This is a genomic window from Ideonella sp. (genome assembly GCF_041918995.1).
Classification (GTDB): domain Bacteria; phylum Pseudomonadota; class Gammaproteobacteria; order Burkholderiales; family Burkholderiaceae_C; genus Ideonella.
In genome coordinates this window covers 1-15,221 of record NZ_JAYRUN010000015.1, presented here as the reverse complement: position 1 = coordinate 15,221, position 15,221 = coordinate 1, and the positions used below count along the sequence as shown (strand labels likewise).

Annotated in this window: 16 protein-coding genes; 5 read left to right on the top strand and 11 right to left on the bottom strand. The window is 74.1% G+C overall.

The features are described from left to right. The first annotated feature begins 115 nt into the window (after positions 1 to 115). Positions 116 to 1,519 (top strand): pyridoxal-phosphate dependent enzyme, encoded by a 1,404-nt coding sequence (locus ACE3UN_RS14200; RefSeq protein ID WP_374675622.1) that lies wholly within the window; start codon positions 116 to 118, stop codon positions 1,517 to 1,519. Further along, positions 1,516 to 2,712 (top strand): PLP-dependent aspartate aminotransferase family protein, encoded by a 1,197-nt coding sequence (locus ACE3UN_RS14195; protein ID WP_374675621.1) that lies wholly within the window; start codon positions 1,516 to 1,518, stop codon positions 2,710 to 2,712. Before ACE3UN_RS14200 ends, ACE3UN_RS14195 begins: the two co-directional genes overlap by 4 nt. Positions 2,713 to 2,738: 26 nt before the next feature. On the opposite strand, the gene ACE3UN_RS14190 is transcribed toward ACE3UN_RS14195, so the two are convergent. Next, positions 2,739 to 3,017 carry a bacterioferritin-associated ferredoxin gene (locus ACE3UN_RS14190; RefSeq protein ID WP_374675620.1) on the bottom strand — a complete coding sequence of 93 codons (279 nt, stop codon included), beginning with the start codon at positions 3,015 to 3,017 and terminating at the stop codon, positions 2,739 to 2,741. 97 nt (positions 3,018 to 3,114) lie between these two features. Further along, positions 3,115 to 3,597, bottom strand: coding sequence for a bacterioferritin (bfr, locus tag ACE3UN_RS14185; RefSeq protein ID WP_374675619.1), 483 nt, complete (start codon positions 3,595 to 3,597; stop codon positions 3,115 to 3,117). A 155-nt stretch (positions 3,598 to 3,752) separates the two neighbouring features. On the opposite strand from bfr, the gene ACE3UN_RS14180 reads away from it, so the two are divergent. Genes ACE3UN_RS14180 through ACE3UN_RS14170 form a run of 3 tightly spaced genes read left to right on the top strand, consistent with a single transcriptional unit; the run spans position 3,753 to position 6,996 of the window. Beyond that, positions 3,753 to 4,319 (top strand): GNAT family N-acetyltransferase, encoded by a 567-nt coding sequence (locus ACE3UN_RS14180; protein WP_374675618.1) that lies wholly within the window; start codon positions 3,753 to 3,755, stop codon positions 4,317 to 4,319. 41 nt (positions 4,320 to 4,360) lie between these two features. After that, the gene (locus tag ACE3UN_RS14175; protein WP_374675617.1) at positions 4,361 to 6,217 is read left to right on the top strand and encodes a DUF885 family protein; all 1,857 of its coding nucleotides are present in this window, start codon (positions 4,361 to 4,363) and stop codon (positions 6,215 to 6,217) included. A gap of 56 nt (positions 6,218 to 6,273) precedes the next feature. Continuing rightward, positions 6,274 to 6,996 carry a hypothetical protein gene (locus ACE3UN_RS14170; protein WP_374675616.1) on the top strand — a complete coding sequence of 241 codons (723 nt, stop codon included), beginning with the start codon at positions 6,274 to 6,276 and terminating at the stop codon, positions 6,994 to 6,996. A 22-nt stretch (positions 6,997 to 7,018) separates the two neighbouring features. On the opposite strand, the gene ACE3UN_RS14165 is transcribed toward ACE3UN_RS14170, so the two are convergent. The 9 genes from ACE3UN_RS14165 to ACE3UN_RS14125 form a co-directional block, all read right to left on the bottom strand. Next, a complete protein-coding gene (locus ACE3UN_RS14165; RefSeq protein ID WP_374675615.1) occupies positions 7,019 to 8,038 on the bottom strand; it encodes an FAD:protein FMN transferase in 1,020 nt (339 codons plus the stop codon). After that, on the bottom strand, positions 8,035 to 8,847 hold the full coding sequence (locus ACE3UN_RS14160; protein ID WP_374675614.1) for a DUF4198 domain-containing protein: 813 nt from the start codon (positions 8,845 to 8,847) through the stop codon (positions 8,035 to 8,037). Before ACE3UN_RS14160 ends, ACE3UN_RS14165 begins: the two co-directional genes overlap by 4 nt. A gap of 10 nt (positions 8,848 to 8,857) precedes the next feature. Next, entirely contained in the window at positions 8,858 to 9,379 is a 522-nt protein-coding gene (locus ACE3UN_RS14155; protein ID WP_374675613.1) for a DUF2271 domain-containing protein, read from the bottom strand. Positions 9,380 to 9,403: 24 nt separating this feature from the next. Further along, positions 9,404 to 10,066, bottom strand: coding sequence for a PepSY-associated TM helix domain-containing protein (locus ACE3UN_RS14150; protein ID WP_374675612.1), 663 nt, complete (start codon positions 10,064 to 10,066; stop codon positions 9,404 to 9,406). Beyond that, complete coding sequence (locus ACE3UN_RS14145) at positions 10,051 to 10,734, bottom strand: Fe2+-dependent dioxygenase (RefSeq protein ID WP_374675611.1); 684 nt, start codon at positions 10,732 to 10,734, stop codon at positions 10,051 to 10,053. The genes ACE3UN_RS14150 and ACE3UN_RS14145 overlap by 16 nt, the downstream gene beginning before the upstream one ends. 13 nt (positions 10,735 to 10,747) lie before the next feature. Then, positions 10,748 to 12,970 carry a TonB-dependent receptor gene (locus ACE3UN_RS14140; protein ID WP_374675610.1) on the bottom strand — a complete coding sequence of 741 codons (2,223 nt, stop codon included), beginning with the start codon at positions 12,968 to 12,970 and terminating at the stop codon, positions 10,748 to 10,750. A gap of 112 nt (positions 12,971 to 13,082) precedes the next feature. Then, entirely contained in the window at positions 13,083 to 13,508 is a 426-nt protein-coding gene (locus tag ACE3UN_RS14135) for an ExbD/TolR family protein (RefSeq protein WP_374675609.1), read from the bottom strand. 13 nt (positions 13,509 to 13,521) lie between these two features. After that, on the bottom strand, positions 13,522 to 14,292 hold the full coding sequence (locus ACE3UN_RS14130; RefSeq protein ID WP_374675608.1) for a MotA/TolQ/ExbB proton channel family protein: 771 nt from the start codon (positions 14,290 to 14,292) through the stop codon (positions 13,522 to 13,524). A gap of 14 nt (positions 14,293 to 14,306) precedes the next feature. After that, positions 14,307 to 15,032 (bottom strand): energy transducer TonB, encoded by a 726-nt coding sequence (locus ACE3UN_RS14125; protein WP_374675607.1) that lies wholly within the window; start codon positions 15,030 to 15,032, stop codon positions 14,307 to 14,309. Between the last annotated feature and the right edge of the window lie 189 nt (positions 15,033 to 15,221).

The following is a 15,221-nucleotide window of genomic DNA, read 5'->3' as shown; positions in this document are numbered from 1 at the left end:
GCGTCGTACCCTGCCCCGGCCGCTGCCCCACCGGGCCAGCGGCGTCCGTGCCGGCGCGGCCACCGCCGCTGTGTGCCGGCCCACACGCGCACCCTGACCGCTGGGAGGGCTTTCCATGCCAACACGCCCCGAGACGCCCGCCGACCCGGGCGCCGGCCGACCCGCCGTGCTCGACCTCATCGGCAACACGCCGCTGGTGGAACTGACCCGCTTCGACACCGGCTGCTGCCGGCTGTTCGTGAAGCTGGAGTCGCAGAACCCCGGCGGATCCATCAAGGACCGCATCGGCCTGGCCATGATCGAGCAGGCCGAGCGCGAGGGCCGGCTGCAGCCGGGCGGCACGGTGATCGAGGCCACCGCCGGCAACACCGGCCTGGGCCTGGCGCTGGTGGCGCGGGCCAAGGGCTACCGGGTCTGCCTGGTGGTGCCCGACAAGATGAGCGCCGAGAAGGTGCTGCACCTGAAGGCGCTGGGCGCCGAGGTGCACATCACGCGCTCGGACGTGGGCAAGGGCCACCCGGCCTACTACCAGGACATGGCGGCGCGGCTGGCGGCGGAGCGCCCCGGCAGCTGGTACAGCGACCAGTTCAACAACCCCGCCAACCCCCTGGCCCACGAGACCACCACTGCGCCGGAGATCTGGCAGCAGACCGGCCACCGCGTGGACGCGATCGTCTGCGGCGTGGGCTCGGGCGGCACGCTCACCGGCCTGAAGCGCTACTTCCGCCGCGTGGACCCGCACACCGAGTTCGTGCTGGCCGACCCCAAGGGCTCGGTGCTGGCCGACTACATCGACACCGGCCGCGTGGGCCAGGCCGGCTCGTGGGCCGTGGAAGGCATCGGCGAGGACTTCATCCCGTCCATCGCCGAGCTGGACGGCGTGCGCCAGGCCTACACCATCGACGACGAAGAGAGCTTCTCCACCGCGCGCGAGCTGCTCAAGCGCGAGGGCATCGCCAGCGGCTCGTCCACCGGCACGCTGCTGGCCGCGGCGCTGCGCTACTGCCGCGCCCAGCGTGAGCCCAGGCGTGTGGTGACCTTCGTCTGCGACACCGGCACGCGCTACCTGAGCAAGGTCTACAACGACGCGTGGATGTTCGACCAGGGGCTGCTGCACCGCCCGGTGGTGGGTGACCTGCGCGACCTGATCTCGCGCCGCATGGAAGACGGCGCCGTGGTGAGCGTGACCCCGGACGACACGCTGCTCAGTGCCTTCCAGCGCATGCGCGCGGCCGACATCTCGCAGCTGCCGGTGCTGGACGAGCGGGGCCGCCTGGCGGGGCTGCTGGACGAATCGGACCTGCTGCTGCATGTGCAGGGCGATGCCGCGCGCTTCCGCGAGCCCGTGCGCACGGCCATGAACACCGAGGTGGAGACCCTCGCCCCCGGCGCCGGGCTGGCGGCGCTGACCACCACCCTGCGCCGCGGCATGGTGGCGGTGGTGGCCGACGGCGAGCGCCTGCACGGCCTGATCACCCGATTCGACCTGCTCAACCACCTGCGGAGGCATCTCGCATGAGCGACACGACCGACCACGGCGCAGCCCCTGCCCACGGCTTCGCCACGCGCGTCATCCACGGCGGCCAGCGGCCCGACCCGACCACGGGCGCGATCATGCCGCCCATCTACGCCACCTCGACCTACGTGCAGTCCAGCCCCGGGGTGCACAAGGGCTACGAGTACTCGCGCTCGCAGAACCCCACCCGCGAGGCCTGGGAGCGCTGCGTGGCCGACCTGGAGAACGGCCAGCGCGGCTACGCCTTCGCCTCGGGCCTGGCCGCGATGTCCACCGTGCTCGAGCTGCTGGACAGCGGCGCCCACGTGGTGGCCAGCGACGACCTGTATGGCGGCAGCTACCGCCTGTTCGAGCGGGTGCGCCGGCGCAGCGCCAACCTGTCCTTCAGCTTCGTGGACATGACCGAGCCCGGCGCCCTGCGCGCCGCCATCCGGCCTGAGACCCGCATGCTGTGGGTGGAGACGCCCTCGAACCCGCTGCTCAAGCTGATCGACCTGGAGGCGGTGGCCACCATCGCGCGCGAGCGCGGGCTGCTGGCCGTGGCCGACAACACCTTCGCCAGCCCCTGGGGCCAGCGCCCGCTGGAGCTGGGCTTCGACGTGGTGGTGCATTCGGCCACCAAGTACCTCAACGGCCACTCGGACGTGGTGGGCGGCGTGGCGGTGGTGGGCCGCGAGCCGCGCCATGCGGCCATCGCCGAGCAGCTGGCCTTCCTGCACAACGCGGTGGGCGCCATCGCGGGGCCCTTCGACGCCTTCCTCGCCTTGCGCGGCGTGAAGACGCTGGCGCTGCGCATGGAACGCCACAGCCAGAACGCGCTGCAGCTGGCCGAGTGGCTGCAGGCCCAGCCGAAGGTGGCCCGCGTGCACTACCCCGGCCTGGCCAGCCACCCGCAGCACGCGCTGGCGCGCCGCCAGATGCGCCGCGGCTTCGGCGGCATGGTGTCCATGGAGCTGGCCGGCGACCTGGCCGGTGCGCGGCGCTTCCTGGAGCGCTGCGAGCTCTTTGCCCTGGCCGAGAGCCTGGGCGGCGTGGAAAGCCTCATCGAGCACCCGGCGATCATGACGCACGCCTCCATCCCCGCCGAGCAGCGCGCGCGGCTGGGCATCGGCGACACGCTGATCCGCCTGTCGGTGGGGGTGGAGGACGTGGAGGACCTGCGCGCCGAGCTGACGCAGGCCCTGGCTGCGGTCTGAACGAGGGGCCGGCCGGCCGCCGGGTCTCAGGCGGCCTGGCGTGCGACCGGGACCCAGGGCGCCGGGGTGGAGGCGGCCGTGCCTCGGGCACAGCCCCCGCAGCCGCCGGCGCAGGCCGCCGGGGCGGCGCCCACGCCGTGGTCGGCACAGGCCTCCTCGAACACCATCTGCGCGCAGTCCAGGCAGTTGCCGCAGTTGGACGCGACGCGGGTGCGGTCCTGCAGGTGCTCGAAGTTGTGCGTGCCGTCGGCCACGGCACGGTGGATGTCGCGGTCGGACACGCGGTGGCAGAGGCAGACGATCATGGTGCCCGCATGATAATCAAGATGCGACTCATTCGCAATTGAGCGGCGTCAAATGGGCGCCGTGGCGCCCTGGGTATTCAGCGCCGGGCGGCCTGCTTCAGCTGCCGTCCTTGCCGTAGGCCTGCGACTGCAGCCAGTTCGCCTCGCCCATCTGGGCGATCAGGCCGATCTCCGTCTCGATGTGGTCGATGTGCTCCTCGGTGTCCTCGAGGATGTCCTCCAGCAGCTCGCGGGAGACATAGTCGCGCACCGACTCGCAGTAGGCGATGGCCTCGCGCAGGTGCGCCTGCGAGGCGTATTCCACCTTGAGGTCGCAGTGCAGCGTCTCGATGGCGTTCTCGCCGATCCACAGCTTGCCCAGGTCCTGCAGGTTGGGCAGGCCGTCCAGCATGAGCACACGCTCGATCAGGCGGTCGGCGTGCTTCATCTCCTCGATCGACTCCTCGTACTCGTGCTTGGCCAGGCGGGCCAGGCCCCAGTTCTTGTGCATGCGCGCATGCAGGAAGTACTGGTTGATCGCCGTGAGCTCGAGCTTCAACTGCGCGTTGAGGTACGCGATCACCGTGGGGTCGCCTTGCATGGCCTTCTCCTTCTTTGCATGGTCGGGGCAACCCCCATTGTGGGCCGGCGGGCCGGGCGCGGCGATACCCGCGCTGTGCCGGTCGTAGCGCGAATCGGTCGCATTCGGGGCCCGGCCCGATGGGCGGCGTGCGGCGCCCGTGGCAGCATGCCGCCATGCTGCTCGTCCGTCCGCTGCCCACCCACCTGCCCAGCTACGCCAACGCCCTGCAGCGCGGGTGGTCGGCCGACACCGTGCGCGGCGCCGACGCCGCGCGCGAGGAGCTGGCCTGGATCGCCGCGGACCCCGCGGGCTTCCTGGCCAGCCTGGACGACCCGCAGGCCAAGGGCCCGCCGGTCACCTTGGGCGATGGCCGCCAGGTGCCCCGCCTGCCCGGCTTCCGGCGCTGGATGTGGGACGAGGAGGACGACCGCTTCGCCGGCAGCATCAACCTGCGCTGGCAGCCCGGCACAGCCGAGCTGCCGCCGCACTGCCTGGGCCACATCGGCTACTCGGTGGTGCCGTGGAAGCGCCGCCGTGGCTTCGCCACCCAGGCGCTGGCCGGCATGCTGGCCGAGGCACGCGCGCTCGGGCTGCCCTGGGTGGACATCCGCACCGATGCCGACAACCCCGCCTCGCAGCGGGTCATCGAGGCCAACGGCGGCGTCCGCGCCGATCATCCGCTGCCTCCGCTGCAGCCCGGCGCGGCGGCAGGTTGGCGCTATCTGGTGCACCTGCGCTGACGCCTCGGGCGGCGTGCCACCCCACCGCCCGAGATGCCCCCATGCGCCTGTGCCGCCCCTGCCTGCTCGCCGCCACCCTCATCACGTCGTGCGCTGCCGCGCTGGCCGCGTCGCCTCCGCCGCCCATCCCGCTCGCCGGGCCCGCCGCGTCCGCCACCGCCGCCGCGCGCGACCTGCACGCCCTGTTCGACGAGCAATGGGAAGCCAGCGCCCGCATGGCGCCCGAGTGGGCCACCTTCCGCGGCGACCACCGCCACGGCGACCGCCTGTCGGACATGTCGCCCGCCGCGCTGGCCGAGCGCGACGCCGCGGCCCGGGCGTGGCTGGCCCGCGCCCGGGCGATCCCACCCGGCGGCCTGTCCGACACCGACCGGCTCTCGCGCGAGGTGTTCATCCACCAGCTGCAGCGCGAGGTGGAGCTGCAGGCCTTCGACGGCTTCCGCCGCCAGAGCCTGAAGCCGGGCTTCGGCTTCCAGCAGGCGTTGGCCGGGCTGCTGCGCAACTCGCCCGTGGACGAGCCGGCACAGGTGGAGCAGCTGCTGCAGCGCCTGGCCGCGTTTCCCCGCCGCGTCGATGAGGAGATCGTGCTGCTGCGCGCCGCGGCGAAGCAGGGCTGGGCGGCGCCGCGGCCGGTGCTGCAGCGCGTGCTCGACCAGCTCGACGGTCAGCTCAAGCCGCCGCCGGGCGACGGCCCCTTCTTCGAGCCGTTCACCCGGCTGCCCGTCACCTGGCCGGCGGCGCGGCGCGACGCCCTGCAGGCGCGCGGCCGCGAGGCCATCGCCGCGCACGTGCTGCCCTCGCTGGCGCGCCTGCGTGACGCCGTGCGCGACGAGCTGTGGCCACTCGCGCCCGAGGAAGGCGGCCTCACCCGACGCCCCGACGGCGACCGCCTGTACGCCGCGCTGGCCCGCCACCACACCACCACGTCGCTGAGCCCGCGCGAGATCCACGCCATCGGCCGCGCCGAGCTGGCACGCCTGCAGGGCGAGATGCAGGGGGTGATGCGCGAGGTCGGCTTCTCGGGCAGCCTGAAGGAGTTCACCACCCACCTGCGCACCGATCCGCGCTACTTCCACGCCAGCCCCGAGGCCATGCTGGCCGCGTACCGCGACATTGCCAAGCGCATCGACCCCGAGCTGCCACGCCTGTTCGCGGAGCTGCCGCGCTCACCCTACGGCATCCGCCCCATTCCGGCCTTCGCCGGGCCGGGCGTGGCCGACAACTACACCGCGCCGCCGCTCGATGGCAGCCGGGGCGGCTGGTACAACGCCAACATCCAGGCCTACCAGCGCCGGCCCACCTGGGCCATGCAGACCCTGGTGGCGCACGAGACGGTGCCGGGCCACCACCTGCAGTCGGCCCGGGCGCGCGAGCTGCCCGGCCTGCCGCCCTTCCGCCGCAGCGCCTGGTTCGTGGCCTACGGCGAAGGCTGGGCCCTGTACGCCGAGACGCTGGGTCCGCAGCTGGGCCTGTTCACCGACCCCCTGGACCGCTTCGGCCACCTGCAGGCCCAGGCCTTCCGCGCCATGCGCCTGGTGGTGGACACAGGCCTGCACGCGCTGGGCTGGACCCGCCAGCAGGCCATCGACTACATCGTCGAGCACAGCGGCGACGCACCGGACTACGTGGCGGCGGAGATCGACCGCTACACCGCCGACCCCGGCCAGGCCCTGGGCTACATGGTGGGCAAGCTGCGCTTCGACGCCCTGCGGGACAAGGCCCGCGCGGCCCTCGGCGCGCGTTTCGACCTGCGCCGCTTCCACATGGCCGTGCTGGACACCGGGCCCGTGCCGCTGGACCTGCTGGAGCAGGTGGTGGACGACTGGGTGGCGCAGGAGCGGCGCCGGGTCCCGCCCGTGGCGCCGCCCCGGCGCGCCGGCGCAGCCCCGGCATCGTAGGGGTGCGGCCGCGCCGGAGGGCGTGCGAGCATCCCCGCTTCTTCAGGGAGAGCTCCATGCGCATTCGCACGCACACCGCCGCCGCCATCGCCCTGCTGCTGGGCCTGGGCGCCTGCGGCGGTGCCGACGAGGACACCCCACCGTCGGGCAGCGACCCCTTCCCGCTGGCCGTGGACAGCCAGTGGTCCGCCCAGTTCACCAGCAGCATGAGCGAGACCGGCACGCGCACCTACGAGGTCACCGGCACCGATCTCGTGGACGGCGACACCGCGCACGTGGTCGCCGATCGCTTCGGCGCCAGCACCCTCGTGCGGCGGTACGTGCACACGGACACGGCGGTGTGGCGCCTGGCGAACGACGAGGCACCGATCGACGAGCAGTCCGCCAGCACCTTCCTCATGCTGAAGCTGCCGCTGCGCGCGGGCGACCGCTGGACGCAGCTGGATGAATCCGCCGACAGCGGCATCGACGTCGACGGCGACGGGCTCGCGGAGACGCTGCAGACCCAGGCCGAGGCGGTGGTGGAGCAGAGCGGGCCCGTCACCACGCCGGCCGGCCGGTTCGAGGGCGCCTACCTCGTCACCAGCACGTACCGCCGCGGCCTCGTCAACCCCGCCACCGGCGAGATCTACGAGCCCGAGGTGGAGTCGGTCATCCACGAGTGGTACGTGCCGGGCGTGGGGCGGGTGGCCCGTGACCGCCTGGTCATTCCGGCCGGTGGCTGGCGCGAGTACGAAAGCACCGAGGCTCTCAGCAGCTACCGCCTGAGCGCCCCCTGAGGCGCTCAGGCCGCGGCGCGGGTCAATCCGCCAGCCAGCGCGCCAGCGCCGTGCTGGGCCATTCACGCCAGCCGCCGTCGGGCGTGCGCGCCACGAACCACGCCGCCACCTCGTGGGCCTCGGCCCAGTCGGTGCCCGCCTGCGGGCCGAGCACGCACAGCGCGGTGGCCAGCGCGTCGGCCCAGGCGGCCTGGGCATGGCACACGGTGACGGCCGACAGCGCGTGGTCGACCGGCGCGCCGGTGCGCGGGTCCAGCGTGTGGCTGAGCCAGCGGTCGCCCAGGCGGCGCCGCTGCCGCCAGTCGCCCGAGCTGGCCACGGCACCATCGACGAGCGCGATGCGCAGCTCGGGCAGGCAGGCGGCCTCGGGCGGCCGCTCCACCCCCACCCACCAGGGCTGGGCGCCGGGCTTGAGGCCGCGCGCGCGCAGCTCACCGCCCAGCTCGAACAGGAAGTGGCCGATGCCCGCCGCCGCCAGGGCGTCGGCCACGGCGTCCACCGCATGGCCCTTGGCGACGGCCGAGAGGTCCAGCCGCACGCCGCCGGGCTGAGACACCCGGCCGCCCTCGCAGCGCAGCGCACGCCAGCCCCCCGTGCGCGGCGGGCCGGCCACGTGCGGCACCGGTGCATCGGGCGACGTGCCCGCCGCCGGGCCGAAGCCCCACGCGCGCACCGCCTCGTCCAGCGTGGGGTCGAAGGCGCCGTCGCTCAGCGCGGCCACCTGGCAGGCGATGCGCAGCGTGGTGGCGAAGTCCGGCGGCAGCGCCATCGCTTCGCCGGGCGGCAGGCGGCCGAAGGCGCTGAGCAGCGAGTCCTCGCGCCAGTGGCTCATCTGCGCGTCGATGCGCGCGAGCACCGCGTCCACCACCGCGCGCAGGCGCGCGATGTCGTCATCGCACCCATGGCCAAGCGGCGGCACCCAGCGCAGCCGCCACGCCGTGCCCAAGGCCGTGCCGGCGAGTGCGCCCACCGGCCGGCCGGCCGGCGGCGCCGCCAGCGGCAGCACCGGCGGCACCAGCACCCAGGGAGCGGCACCGTTCAACGCGGGCGCACCTCGAAGGTGGCGGCGTAGCTGGCGCGGCGCAGCGGCGGCGTGCGGGGCTCGGTGGCGCCAGGCGCGGGCACGCTGTGGTTCACGCCCAGCCAGTAGCGGCCCGGCTCCGCCCAGGTGATGCCGAACTCGCCGCGCGCGTCGGTGCGCAGCGTCTGCTCGCCCATCTTGTAGCGGTAGCGGTTGCCGCCGCGCAGCAGGCTCACCGCGGCGTCGGCCAGCGGCTGGCCGTCCAGCAGCAGGCGAAAGCGCGTGCGGTCGCCGTCGCTCAGGTCCACCGGCGGGTCCAGCGGGACCAGCTCCAGGCCTGCGCCGGTGGGCACGACCGGCTGGCCGCCCGGCCGCTCGCGGGCGACGAAGGTCTCGATGCGGCTGGCGGTGTGCGTCACACGCACGTCCTCGGCGGCCGCGGGCCGGGCCGTCTCCCACGCCTCGGCGGTGCCGCGGAAGCGCTGCGTCTCGCCCTGGACGCGGTAGCTGGCCATCACGCCCTGGCTCACGTTGGCGATGCGGTAGGTGCCCGGCCGGGGCAGGGTGAGGGCCACGCTGGTGCGGTGGCGGGACGCGGCGTTCACCGCGCCGGGCTCCACCCGCTGGCCGTCCGGCCCGGTGACGACCAGGCCATCCAGCACGAGGCCGCGCGTGTCGAACTCGAAGAGGTCCTCGCTGGCGGCCGCATCGACGGCGACCTGGCCGTCCTTGTCGTCCACCACCGAGTGGGTGGGCAGCAGCCAGGGGTGGTGGGCGTGGGCGGCCAGGGCGGTGGTGGCCAGGGCCAGCGCGATCAGGCAGAGGCGCATGGGTTCTCCTTCAGGGTCGGGCGTGCAACGTGAGGGCACCCAGCTCGTGTTCGCCCTGGGCGCGGGCCTGGGCCGGGGCGGCCGGCGGCCACTTCAGCGGCAGGCGCAGCACCTCGCGGCCGCCGCCCTCGCGCGCGGCCTCGACGACGAGCTCGTAATCGCCGGCCGGCAGCGTGGCCAGGGCCTTGGCGCCGCCGAGCTGGACGGTGTGCTCGCCGGGGGCGCGCGTGGCGCCGCTCACGCCGTCCATCGGCATGCGGGCGTCGCGGCCCCCCTGGCGCCACCACTGGCGCATGTCGCGCAGCCACTTGGCGCCGGCGTTGTCCTTCTTCTTCAGGTCGTACCAGACAGCGAGGTGGCCGACCACCGCGGGCTCGCCGGCCCGCTGCAGCCACATGGCCACGTAGGGCACGTGGTACTCGGCCACGGCCAGGCGGGGGATCTCCAGTTGCAGGCTGAGCTCGGCCGCCTGCGCGAGCGGCGGCGCCAGCGCCAGTGCGGCACCGAGCGGCATGGCATATCGGATGGGCATGGAGGGGCCTTTCGGAGTGGAGGGTCAGTGGATGGCGACGACCGCCAGCAGCGCGGGCAGCACCAGGCCGGCAGCCACCAGCGGCCAGGTGCTCGGCCGGCGTCGCGCGTGCAGCGCCAGCAGCAACAGGCCGGTGGCCGACGCCAGCACGCAGGCGGCGGCGAAGATGTCGATGAACACGGTCCACAGCACGCCGGTGTGGCGCGCCTTGTGCAGGTCGTTGAGCCAGGCGACGAGGCCGCGGTCGGCGTCTTCCCACTCCAGCTCGCCGGTGGCGCGGTCGATGCGCAGCCAGGCGTCGCCGCCCGGGCGCGGCAGCGGCAGGTAGACCTCGTCGGCGCTCCACTCGGCCAGGGCGCTCGCCGGCCCCTCGACCACGCCCTGGGCGCGCAGGGCGGTGCGCAGCGCCTCGGGCAGCGGCGCACGGGCGGCGTCACCCGGCGGCGCATGGCGGCGCAGCAGCGCCTGCTGCTCGGGCGTGAGCTGGGCCGTGCCCGAGCGCACCACGGCACGCGACTCGATGGCGCCGGCATGGTTGAGCGTGATGCCGGTGACGGCGAAGGCCAGCAAGCCGGCGAGCGTGAGCGCCGAACTCACCCAGTGCCAGGGCAGGATGGCCTTGAGCCAGCGCGCCCGCTGCTGCGCCGCGGCGGCGGGCTGCACGGCCGGGTTCACGGGCGCGCCCATCGCCGCAGCAGGTTGTGGTACACGCCGGTGAGCTGCAGCCGCGCGGCCTCGTCCGCCCCCGTGGCCGCCAGGCGCTGGATGGACGTGTCCAGGTCGAACAGCAGCGCCCGCTCGCTGACGTCGGCCACCAGGCTCTGCACCCAGAGGAACGACGCCAGCCGCACGCCGCGCGTCACCGGCTCCACGCGGTGCAGGCTGGACGAGGGGTAGAGCACCAGGTGGCCCGCGGGCAGCTTCACCGCATGCGCACCGAAGGTGTCCTCGATGAGCAGCTCGCCGCCGTCGTAGCTCTCGGGCTCGGCCAGGAACAGGGTGGCCGACACATCGGTGCGGATCTGTGCACCGCCGCCGCCCGGCAGCAGGCGCACCGCGTTGTCCACGTGCGTGCCGAAGGTCTCGCCGCCCTCGTAGCGGTTGAACATGGGCGGGTACACGCGCGCCGGCAGCGCCGCGCTGATGAACAGCGGATGGCGCTCCAGCGCGGCGAGCACATGCTCGCCCAGCGCCCGGGCGGCCGGCGAGTCTTCGGGCAGCTGGCGGTTGCGCTTGACGGCCGCGCCCTGGTGGCCGGCGGTGACCAGGCCATCCACCCACGGGGCAGCCTGCAGCACCTGGCGGAAGTGCGCGAGCTCGTCGGCGCCCAGCACGTCCGGGATCTGGACGATCATCGCGGGCGCTCCGTCAGAACCGCACGGTGCCGGTGAGCAGGGCCGTGCGGCCACGCACGGGCGTGGCCCGGCCGGCGCTGCTGGCCTCGAAGTAGGTCTCGTCGGTCAGGTTCTGCAGGTTCAGGCGCAGCTCCCACGACTTGGCGAGGTAGGCCGCCGTCAGGTCGAAGCGGGTGTAGCCCTCGACCTTGGCCGTCTCGTAGTTGTTCAGCCAGCGTTCGCTGGCGAACTGCGCGCCGCCGCCCAGCTCCCACTGCGGCGCCACGCGCCAGGTCGTCCACAGCGTGGCGTTGTGGCGCGGCGCGTTGGGGGCGGCCTTGCCCTCGGCGGCGATGCCGGCATCGGCACCGCTGCCCACCTGGGGCGATTCCACGATGCGGCCGTCCAGGAACGTGTAGCCGGCGAACACCTGCCAGGTGGGCGAGAGGCGGCCGGTGAGGCCGAGCTCCAGGCCATCCATGCGGATCAGGCCTTCGGTCACCTGCGTGCCGGTGGCGTCGGTGGTGCGCGGGTTGGTCTTCTCCACGCGGAACAGCGCGCCGGTGAGGCTGAGCTCACCGTCCCACAGCTCCAGCTTGGCCCCGAGCTCGAACGAGCGGTTCTTCTCGGCGCCCAGCTGCGCGGTGCTGGCGCTCTGGCTCACCGCCTCGGCCGAGGGGTTGAACGAAGTGCCATACGAGGCGTACCAGGTCTGGCTCGCGCTGGGCTGCCACAGCACGCCGGCGCGCGGGCTCCACAGCGTCTCGGACTTCGGCGCGGCGGGCTCGGTGGTGTCGGCCGGGAAGCCGGGCGGCAGCGTGTGCTTGACCAGGTCGGAGCTGACCTCGAAACGCTCGCCGCGCACGCCGGCCACCAGCTTCCACTGCGGCGTGAGGCTCACGGTGTCGTTGGCGTACACGGCCAGCGTGTCGGCGGTGGTGGTGACGGTGCGGGTGAGCGCGCGCTCGCCGGTCATGGCGCGGTACACCGGCTGGCCCAGGTTGATCAGTGCGTCCTCGGCCGGCGTGTTCCACACGTAGCGGCGATCACGGCTGCGCTCGCGCGCCAGCTCCAGGCCGCCGGTGAGCTGGTGGGCCATGCCGGCCGCCTGCAGGCGGGTGGTCAGGTCGAGCTGGCCGATGAGCGAGGTGTCGCGGATCTCGCGGTCGCGCGTGCTGCGCGCGGCGGACAGGCGGTCCAGGTCGTCGCTGCGCGTGGGCACGCCGCCGTCGTCGCGCACCACCGAGCCCAGCGGGTTGGCGCGCGCGTCGGTGCGGTTCTCGCCGGCCAGCAGGCGCGCGCGCAGCGTGGTGTCGGCGCCCAGGCGCTGCTGCCAGCCGGCGGTGAGCACGTTCACCTCCTGGTCGAACACGTCGTCGGTGTAGCCGTAGTAGGCGTTCGCCGGGGCATCGATGGGCTGGCGCACGGGGTCGGTGGCGCTGCCGCGCAGCAGCGGGAAGCCGTAGTCGGGGATCTCGTGGGTGCGCTGCAGCAGGGCGGACACCGTGAACTCGGTGGCCGTGCCGATGCCCCAGCGCCAGCCCGGCGCGACCCCATGGCCCTCGTTCTCCACCACGTCACGCGTGGAGTGCTGCGACTGGCCGAACGCGGCGACGCGCAGGGCGGACGTCTCACCCGTGCGGCGGTTGAGGTCGGCGGTGGCGCGCCAGGTGTCGTCGGTGCCGCCGGTGACGGCCACCTCGCCGCCGTCACGCAAGCGCGGCTGCTTGCTCACCTGGTTGATCACGCCGCCCGTGGAGCCGCGGCCGAACAGCATCGACGACGGGCCCTTGAGCACCTCCACCGCGTCCAGCGCGAAGACATCGCGCGTGTACTGGCCGCGGTCGCGCAGGCCGTCCAGGTACACGTCGGTGCGCGCCGAGAAGCCGCGCAGGTTGATGTTGTCGCCGATGACGCCGCCCTCGCCGGCGCCGAGCGTGATGCCCGGCACGTTGCGCAGGGCCTCCTTCAGCGAGGTGGCGGCCTGGCTGTCGAGCAGGCGGCGGTCCACCACGGTGATGGACTGCGGCACGTCGCGCACATCGGTCTCGAACTTGCCGCCCGCGTGGACGCGCGTGTTGTCGCGCTCGGCGGTGGCCGTGGCCTTGATGGTGGGCAGCGTGGTGTCGGGCGTCGGCGTGGCCGGTGCCTCGGGAGCCGTCTGCGCGTGGGCACTGCCGACGGCCAGCGCGAGCGTGGCGGCGCGCAGGCTCCAGGGGGCCTTCACGGCCGGGCGGACGGGGGTGGGCTGGGACATGGGTTCTCCTCGTGGTCTGCGTGGTCTGGTGTGGAGGGCGCGCGAAGGCGCGGCTCGCCCTTCCCCGTGCGGCGGGGCAGGGTCGGATCAGGGGCGGATCCGGTGACGGGCGTCAGCGCCCGGCGGTCTCGGGCTGGCTGACGAAGCCGATGCGGGTGACGCCGGCGCGCGAGGCGTCGGCCAGGGTCTCGGCCACCGCGCGGTAGGCCGACGCCTCGTCGGCACGCAGGTGCACCTCGGGCACGGGCTGCAGACGGCCGGCGGCGGCGAAGCGCTGCGCCGCGTCCTCGCGGGTGACGGGCTCGCCATTCCAGAAGCGCTGCCCCGCGGCATCGATGGCGAAGTCGATCTTCTCGGGCTGGAGCACGTTGGGCTGCGCGCTCGCCTGGGGCAGGTCGATCTTCACCGCGTGGGTGAGCAGCGGCGCGGTGACGATGAAGATCACCAGCAGCACGAGCATCACGTCGATGAGCGGGACCATGTTGATCTCGCCCACCGGCGCGGCGGTGCGCTGGGCGTTGAAGCTGGCGAAGGCCATGGCGCGGCTCCCTTCAGGCCGCCGCCGGCCGGGCCGCGGGCGCCAGCGGGCGCACGGCGGGCGCATCCCCGCGCGGCGCGCCGGCGGCCAGCGTCTCGCCGTAGGTGAGGAAGCTCATGAGCTCGAACGCGAAGGCGTCGAGTTGCGCGGTGAGCACCCGGTTGGCGCGCGTGAGCCAGTTGTAGGCCATGACCGCCGGGATGGCCACGGCCAGCCCCAGCCCGGTCATGATGAGCGCCTCGCCTACCGGGCCGGCCACCTTGTCCAGCGTGCCCGCGCCGCTCATGCCGATGGCCACGAGCGCGTGGTACACGCCCCAGACCGTGCCGAACAGGCCCACGAAGGGCGCGGTGGCGCCGATGGTGGCCAGCAGGGTGAGGCCGCTCTCCAGCTGCATGGTCTCCTCGTCGAGCACCTTCTTGATGGTGCGGGTGAGGAACTCCTGTTCGCTGCCGGCCTCCGCGAGCTTGGCGGCGCCCTGCCCGGCGTGGCGCGCATGGTGCGCCTTGGCGTGCATGGCATGGGCGCTCAGGTGCGCGAAGGGCTCGTGCACGCCGTGCGTGGCGATCTCGGCCTGCACCTCGTCGAGCGAGCGCGCGTTCCAGAAGAAGTGCAGGAACTGCGCCGAGCGGCGCTTGCGCAGGAACTGCATCAGGCCCTTGGTGGCGATGAGCACCCAGGAGGCCACGGACATGGCCAGCAGCACAACCAGCAGCGTCTTGCCCACGGCGTCGCTCTGGCCCAGGAAGTGGGCCAGGCCCAGGGAGGTGGAGGGGTCGGTCATGGCAACAGGGCTCTTCAGTTCTCGAGTTCGAAGGCGATGGGCACGGTGGTCCACACGGCGAGCGGCACACCGTTCTCGGCATAGGGGCGAAAGCGCGCGGCGCGCACGGCCACCAGCGCGGCCTCGTCCAGGCGGGGCGATCCCGAGCTGCGGTGCACCCGCACCTGGCTGGCGCGGCCGTCGGTGCCCACCTCCACGCGCAGCAGCACCTCGCCCTGCTCGCGCAGGCGGCGCGAGGCGCGCGGGTAGACCGGCTGCGGCGGCTCCAGGTAGCTCACCGCGCTGACGGGCACCAGCCGGGGTGCGGGCGGGGCGGCAGGCGCCGGTGCGGCGGGCGGCGCGGGCGGCGCCTCGGCCACCACGGGCGCCGGCGGGGGCGGTGGCACCGTGAACGCCGCCGGGGGCGCGTCGGCCACGGGCGGGGCGGTGACGAGCGGGGCGGGCAGTGGCGGTGCCGGCGTGGCGCGCGGCGGCGGCGGCGGCGCGGCCGGGCGCGGCGGCGGCGGCGGTGGCGGTGGCGCAGGGGGCGGCGGGGCCACCAGGTCGACCATCAGCGGAGCCACCTCCGCCACGGCCTGGCGCACCGCGGACACCTGCAGCAGCGCCCACGCGCCACCCAGGTGCGCCAGGCACACGCCCGCCACCAGCGCGTGGCGTGCGGCCGGCGGCAAGCCGCGGCGCCGCCCGGCCAGCCAGGCCGGAGGGCGGGGGGTGGAAGACGGGGCAAGGCCCACGGGCATGGCGCAGCTTCTGTCGACAACCGGAAACGGCCCGGGGCCGCGCAGGCAGGCGCTTGGCGCATGCGGGCGGCCCCGGGGGCGTGTCAGACGGCGGTGGGCTGGCGGAGGCTGGCTATCCGTGTGTGCGAAGCATTGTAGTGCGACTCATTCGCGTTTGCAAAGACGTGCAATCCGGTGCGGACCGCGCGG